8 protein-coding genes are annotated in these 6620 nt (G+C 61.9%); 2 read left to right on the top strand and 6 right to left on the bottom strand.

The features are described from left to right. The 6 genes from RWT78_RS26925 to RWT78_RS26900 form a co-directional block, all read right to left on the bottom strand. Positions 1–547, bottom strand: a 547-nt coding sequence (locus RWT78_RS26925) for an AMP-binding protein (RefSeq protein WP_314682103.1), incomplete at its 3' end; no start/stop codon positions are given. A gap of 13 nt (positions 548–560) precedes the next feature. Next, positions 561–1844 carry an ABC transporter substrate-binding protein gene (locus tag RWT78_RS26920; RefSeq protein ID WP_003939841.1) on the bottom strand — a complete coding sequence of 428 codons (1284 nt, stop codon included), beginning with the start codon at positions 1842–1844 and terminating at the stop codon, positions 561–563. 58 nt (positions 1845–1902) lie between these two features. Continuing rightward, a complete protein-coding gene (locus RWT78_RS26915; RefSeq protein WP_003940378.1) occupies positions 1903–2991 on the bottom strand; it encodes a branched-chain amino acid ABC transporter permease in 1089 nt (362 codons plus the stop codon). Beyond that, positions 2988–3884: a branched-chain amino acid ABC transporter permease gene (locus RWT78_RS26910; RefSeq protein WP_003940241.1), complete on the bottom strand. Its 897-nt coding sequence runs from the start codon at positions 3882–3884 to the stop codon at positions 2988–2990. The genes RWT78_RS26915 and RWT78_RS26910 overlap by 4 nt, the downstream gene beginning before the upstream one ends. A gap of 3 nt (positions 3885–3887) precedes the next feature. Continuing rightward, positions 3888–4601, bottom strand: a complete 714-nt coding sequence (locus tag RWT78_RS26905) for an ABC transporter ATP-binding protein (protein WP_003939931.1) — start codon at positions 4599–4601, stop codon at positions 3888–3890. Further along, entirely contained in the window at positions 4598–5401 is an 804-nt protein-coding gene (locus RWT78_RS26900) for an ABC transporter ATP-binding protein (RefSeq protein ID WP_314682093.1), read from the bottom strand. Before RWT78_RS26900 ends, RWT78_RS26905 begins: the two co-directional genes overlap by 4 nt. 114 nt (positions 5402–5515) lie before the next feature. Here RWT78_RS26900 and RWT78_RS26895 point away from each other — a divergent pair, with 114 nt between their 5' ends. After that, complete coding sequence (locus tag RWT78_RS26895) at positions 5516–6103, top strand: nuclear transport factor 2 family protein (protein WP_003939789.1); 588 nt, start codon at positions 5516–5518, stop codon at positions 6101–6103. Further along, a partial coding sequence (locus RWT78_RS26890; protein ID WP_314682087.1) for an SDR family NAD(P)-dependent oxidoreductase occupies positions 6100–6620 on the top strand: 521 nt, incomplete at its 3' end. The genes RWT78_RS26895 and RWT78_RS26890, both read left to right, overlap by 4 nt.

The raw sequence follows: 6620 nt of genomic DNA, 5'->3' as shown, positions 1-6620 counted from the left end.
CGACACCGGCGGGCAACTGGGCCGGAAGCTCGGATGCGGGAGCGTAGGCGAACACCGATCTCAGAGAGGGAATCCGGGATCTGATTGCAGCGATCTCCGTAGCAGGGAGTCTGTCACCAAAACTGGGTACGGTGACAAATGCTGCAAACGCCGCCTGGTTTGCCATTCCTTCCACTTCACGTTCGCGGTACTGCATGGGCAATGGCGAGACCACGATCCCCAGAGACCACGCTGCAAGGTAGACCTCGACCAATTCGACGGTATTGGGCATCTGCACGCCCAGAACATCTCCCCGGCCCAAACCCACCTCGGAGAAGCCGGCAGCGAGCGCGATGACTTCGCTCTCCAGTTGGTTCCAACTGAGGCGTCGCGGATCTCCGCCGGACAACTCGCTCCGGTTCGCCGGATCAACCACGGCAAGTTCGTCACCGCGTACCCGCACCTGCGCCCGGAACACCTGATCGATCGTCTCGTCGGACCACCACCCTTTCGAGGTGTATTCGTCCACCTTGACGCGAGGATGCAATCCCCTGTGTGCCTTGTTCATTCGCGTACTCGTTTCAGTTCTCGTAACGGCCGGAAATGTCGATCACGTCGCCCTGCTTCTCGAACGCCTGGGTAGCGGCGTTCCACTCGAACGGCTGGAATGCCAGGATTCCCAATGCATGGTCCGCGGTCATCGTGAATTTGATTCCGTCGATGAACATCGGCGGGTGGTAGTCCTGCGTTCGTGCGGCACTCATGATGCTGGCGCGTGAGAGTCCGTCAGACGACTCAGAGGCCCGAGTGAAGTTGTCCACCAACAGGTCACCGATGGCCCAGCCGTTCACGGTGTAGCTGTTGGTCGGGGAATCGGCACCGTGAGCAGCCGCACCGGCCAGGTAGTCACGTACCGCCGCGTCGTCCTTGTAGAGGGCGTTGTTGGGATCCTTGAGCCACACCATCACCTGCTGCCCGTCGGCAGCATCACCGGCGGGCGCATACAGCGTCGCACCGTCGACGCAGTTCGACGGTTGAATCACGGTGTCGGGCTTCCATCCGACACGTCCGATCGCCTGAGTGATCGCGAGGCAATCGGTGGTGACACCGGCCACCACCAATACCTCGGCGCCACTGGCCTTGAGGGTCGATGCCGCCGTCTTGGGGTCGGTCAGCGCCTCTTCGGCTGCGATCTCGAAGTTCGTTCCTTCGATCGCGGACTTGAAGCCGTTGGCGATCCCTTGTCCGGACTCGGTCTGGTTCGTGGCCAAGGCAACCTTGGCGCCGCTCGGATACTTCTTCTTCAGGCTTTCGACCACTACCTCCATCTCGACGCCCGGATCCGGTAGATACTCCGTGGTCCACGGAAAGTCTTCGATCACCCGGAACTCGGGCATGCCTGCCTGCGCGAAGAGCAGCGGAACACAGGCAGTGGTCTGGTCGTCCGCAATGGCGTTCAACTGGCCTGCTCCGAACGTGCCCAGAACGTCGACCTTGTCCTTCTGAATGAACTCTCCGACATTGGCTTTGGCGCGCTCCGGGGAGAAGGCATCGTCCTTGACCACGACGTCGAGCTTGACGCCGCCGACGCCGCCGGCCGCGTTCTCGACCTCGAACCGTGCTCGCATTCCTTCGATCACGTTGCCGACCGCGTCGGCGAGCGGGCCGGACGTCGGCCCACTCCACCCCACCGTGAGTTTGTCGGTGATCGGCGCCGCGGCACCACTGGGATCGCTGCAGTCGTCGACCGATACTGCTCCGGCCGAGGTCGACGTGTTGCTCTCTGCGTCGGAGTTACCTCCGCAGGCCGAAAGGAGTAGTGCCGCAGCGGCGATGACTGCGGGAATCGTGGTCTGCCTTTTCATATCGTCCAGTTCCTTGCTGTGAGTTGAGAGAAACGAGAGTGGGCGAGGGAGACGGCGCTCAGGTGCGGGGTTCACCCTCGCGATACTTGGGATGATCTGCGGGAACCACGAGGACGAACCGTCGGAGAACGCTGTTGATCCGGCCGACGATTCCGTCCGGCATCAAGAACACGATCGCGATCAGCACCGCGCCGAACACCACTCCCGACACGGGGCCGTCGGTGACGCTTCCGGTGTAGTACGGCAGGAACACCACTGCCGTCGCCCCGACGATCGGGCCGAATTGCGTTGCGATTCCTCCCAACACCAGTCCTGTGATGAACTCGATCGACTTCATCAGCGAAAAGGACTCGGGTGAGAGCGCGCCGATGTACATCGTGAACAGCGAACCTGCCAGACCGGTGATCGCGCCGGAAAGTCCGAAAGCGAGAATCTTGACCCGCGCGACGTTGATGCCGTTTGCACTCGCCGCAATCTCGTTGTCGCGCACCGCAACCATTGCCAGACCGAATCGACTCTTGACGAGATTGCGGATCAGGAGCATGACCACTGCCAGCGTCACTGCCGAAACCCAGAAGATCCAGAGATAGGTGTCCGCGCGGGTCAAACCCGTCCATTTCGGCGGGACCAGAAGATTCGCACGAACGACCATGCCGGCCGCGCCACCGGTGAGATCCCCGGTCTTGCGGATCACTTCGGGAAACGCCACAGCGACGGCGAGGGTAACGAGAGCCAGATACAGCCCCTTGATCCGCAACGAGGGCAGCCCGACGAGAAGTCCTAGTACGAAACATAATACGACGGCCATCGGGATTGTGGTCAACGGCGAGTATCCGCGATCGACGATCAGAACGCCGGTCGTGTACGCGCCGAGGCCGAAGAAGGCAGAATGGCCGATCGACAGAAGTCCGGTGTACCCGCTGACGATATTCAGTCCGGCGATGGCAATCGCGATGATGAAGACACTCGTGAACTGCCCCACGCGAAACGGCGCGCTCTGCGACACGAGGAGCAGGGCACAGACGGCAGCCACCAGCAGAACCAGTTGGAGTATCCGGTACGACGTCGATCCGGCAACCACCACGCGCGGCTGCCTGACTGCCTTTTCGGCGACCGCGGGTTCATTTCTCTCGGCAAGCGTCGTCATACCCGCTCCAGTTTCTTGGTACCGAACAGTCCATTGGGTCTGACGAAGAGGATCACCACGATGATCAGTAGCGCGGATGTCTGCTGCAGCGAACCGCCGATGACCGAAATGTAGCCGCTGAGCATCGATTCCAGAACACCGATCGTCAACCCACCCACAACTGCGCCGACAAGACTGTCCAGACCGCCGAACAGCGCTGCCGCAGATGCTGCGATGAAGATCGGGAACATGGTCGTGAGGCCGAGTTGTTGCGGCGAGAGCGGAGTGACCAGGACACCGGCCAGTGCGCCGATCGCTGCCGCAACACCCCAGCCGATTGCGAGTATCCGGCTGGTCGGAACTCCGGCGAGAGTGGCAGATTCGGCATTGTCCGCGACGGCACGCATGTGCAGACCGACTCTCGTCTTGCGAAAGAGCAAGGACATCAACACAAGTAGGACAACGAGCGCAACCAGTACGCCCAGTGCGTCGCCGTACACGCGCGCGCCGCCCACTGAGATGTAGTCGGTGGGACCGTTGGGAAACGGGCTCGGCATGATCTTCGTTTCGCTCCCCCACAGCATTCCGGCCAACGAGTTGAGCCCGGTGAACAATCCCAGTGCCACTATCAGCACTGCCATGTCACTTCTACGTTGAACCGGCCGGATGAGCAGACGCTCCATCAACGCCCCGAGCAGGAAGCCGAGAGCGAGAGCCGCTCCGATCGCGGCCCAGATCGGCCAGGACATCGTTGTGAGCCACCACGCCACGAAGGTTGTGAACAGGGCCAACTCGCCCTGAGCGAAGTTGATCGTGCCGGTGGCACGGAACACCACCACGAGTGCCAGCGCGAGAATTGCGTAGATCGACCCGTTGGTCAATCCGGAGATGAGTCGTTCGAGAAAGAGTGTCACCGTTTACTCCTGGTACCCGAGATAGGCGCTGCGCACGACGTCGTCGGAACGAAATTCCTCGGGCGTTCCGGCAGCGACGATGGTGCCTACGTCGAGCAGGAAGACCTTCGACGCGAGTTTCATCGCGAGATCGGCATTCTGTTCCACGATCAGCAGTGCAGTTCCGTCGCTGCGGTTGATCGCACCGAGCGTGTCGAACAATTCGGCGATGACGATGGGCGCCAGACCCAGGCTCGGTTCGTCGCACAAAAGAAGGGTGGGACGGCTCATCAATGCCCGCGCGACCGCGAGCATCTGCTGTTCACCGCCTGACAGCGAACCTGCCAACTGTGTGGACCTCCTCGCGAGCACCGGAAATGTCTCACACCACCGCTCGATGTCGGCCTCGATCTCCGCCTTGTCGTTGCGAAGCGCAGCGCCGACGAGCAGGTTGTCACGTACCGACAGTTGACCGAGAGTTCCACGGCCCTGTGGGACAAGGCTGACGCCGGCGGCCACGGCGCGTTCAGGTTTGGATCCGAGCGGCGAACCGTTGAAGGTGATCGTTCCCTGGTGCGGAATCAATCCGGCAAGCGCGCGCATCATGGTGGTCTTGCCGGCACCGTTCGCGCCGAGAACAACAGCGACCCCGCCGGGTTCCACGTCGAGCGACACCCCGTGCAGTACATTGCCTCGCCCGTAACCGGCATGCAGATCATCGACGCTCAGCAGGCTCATGCCGCTCGCCCCAGATAAGCATTGATCACGGCGTCGTTCTGCTGGATCTCCGCCGGAGTACCTTCAGCGATCTTGTGGCCGAAGTTCAGTGCGACAACGTGATCGGAGATACCCAGCACCAATCCCATGTGGTGTTCGACCAGAAGCGCTCCGAAGCCGAAGTCGTCGCGGAGCGAGACGATCAGTTCTCCCAGCTCCTTGACTTCGCTGTGTGTGAGCCCGCCGGCGGGCTCGTCGAGCAGAAGCAGCGAAGGCTCGGACATCAATGCTCGTGCCAGTTCGACGCGCTTGAGTGTTCCGAACGGAAGGCCTGCTGCCGGCGCGTTCGCGACGTCGACGAGTTCGAGGCGTTCGAGCAGGTACCAGGCCTTCTCTCGCAGTTCTCGGACTCGGGCGCGCGCTGGAGGCCAGCCGAGAAGCCCGCTCGCCAGTCCGAAGCGGCCCCGAGACGATCCGCCGACCATGGTGTTGTCGAAGACGCTCATGCCGCTGAACAGTGCGAGATTCTGGAAGGTCCGAGCGATCCCTGCAGATGCCAATGCATAGGGCCGCAATCCCAAGAGGTCGGTTCCTTGCCAGGTGATGACACCGCGACTCGGTTCGTAAATCCTTGTGATGCAGTTGAACAGCGTGGTCTTACCAGCGCCGTTCGGCCCGATGAGTCCGCAGATCTGGCCGGCGTGGACGTCGAAGCCGACGTCGTCGAGAGCCGTGACTCCGCCGAATTCGATCGATACATCGGAGAGCGTGAGTACGACCGGGTCATTCGCAGGTTGTGCGGGTGGTGTCTTTCCAAGCATTGGTTTCACCTCCTCGTGACACTTCAATTAACAGTGTGATAGAGATTACTACAGTAAACAGAGGCACTCCGTCAACGTGCGGCCCCCGATCCGGAGCCGAGAAGGGACATCATCGTGAGGTCCAACAACATTCACGCAGTCGACAGCGGCGGGGGCCCAGACGTCAGGGACTACAGCCCGGTCGACGCTCTCGTCGCCAAGCAGGAAATCTACGAGGTACTGGCTCGTTTCCTCCGAGCCGCAGACCGCGGCGACGTCGAGGACGCCAGGCGGTGTTATCTGCCCGGCGCAACCGAAGACCACGGGGGTGTCTTCACCGGCACCGCCGACGACTACATCGACCACATCGCCGGGGCCATCACCCACCCACGGTCACTGACCACCCACGCAATGACCAACGTCTTGGTCGAACTCGACGGGGACACAGCACACGTCGAGTCCTACGTGCTTGCCTTCGCGCGAATCAAGCACTCGGACGGCATAGCCGACACACTCACCTCGGCGCGCCTGATCGACCGCTTCGGCTACGAGGACGGCAGGTGGGGAATCCGCCACCGCGCACTGCGGTGGGACTGGAACCACGACATGGCCACAGCCGAAGGCTGGATCTTCGGGATGCTCGCGCCTGAAACGTCTTTGAAGAAGAGCAAGAAATTTCCCGACGACCTCATCTACACACGGCAGACACAGGAGCACTCATGACAAGGTTTCGCGGAACGCCGATAGAGGGCGCGACTGTCCTCGTCACCGGCGCCAATCGAGGGCTCGGCTTGGCCTTCGTCCAACAGGCGAAGTCGATGGGTGCCGCCAAAATTTATGCAGGGGTGAGAAATCCCGACGAGGCGCCCGCCGAGCTGCGATCCACCGGAGCACACATCGTCGAACTCGACGTGACCGATCCAGGACTCGTCGATGCAGCGGCCAGGGCGTGCGGTGACACCACAGTGGTCGTCAACAATGCCGGACTGTTCACCGGGAATCGGTTGATCGAGGCCGACGACCAAGCGGCTGCGCGAGCCGAGATGGAGGTCAACTACTTCGGGCCTCTGACGATGATCCGCGCCTTCGCGCCGGTACTCGCCGCCCGCGGCGGAGGATCGATAGTCAACGTCCTGTCGGTGGCCGCAATCGCTCCGACCGCCTTCATGGGTGGCTATTCACCGGCCAAGGCGGCTGCTCTGTCGCTCGGCGGCATCGCTCGCGCCGAACTCGAACCGCA

This window comes from uncultured Rhodococcus sp. (assembly GCF_963525155.1).
Lineage (GTDB): Bacteria > Actinomycetota > Actinomycetes > Mycobacteriales > Mycobacteriaceae > Rhodococcus_F > Rhodococcus_F qingshengii.
This window is presented reverse-complemented; position numbering and strand designations above follow the sequence as displayed.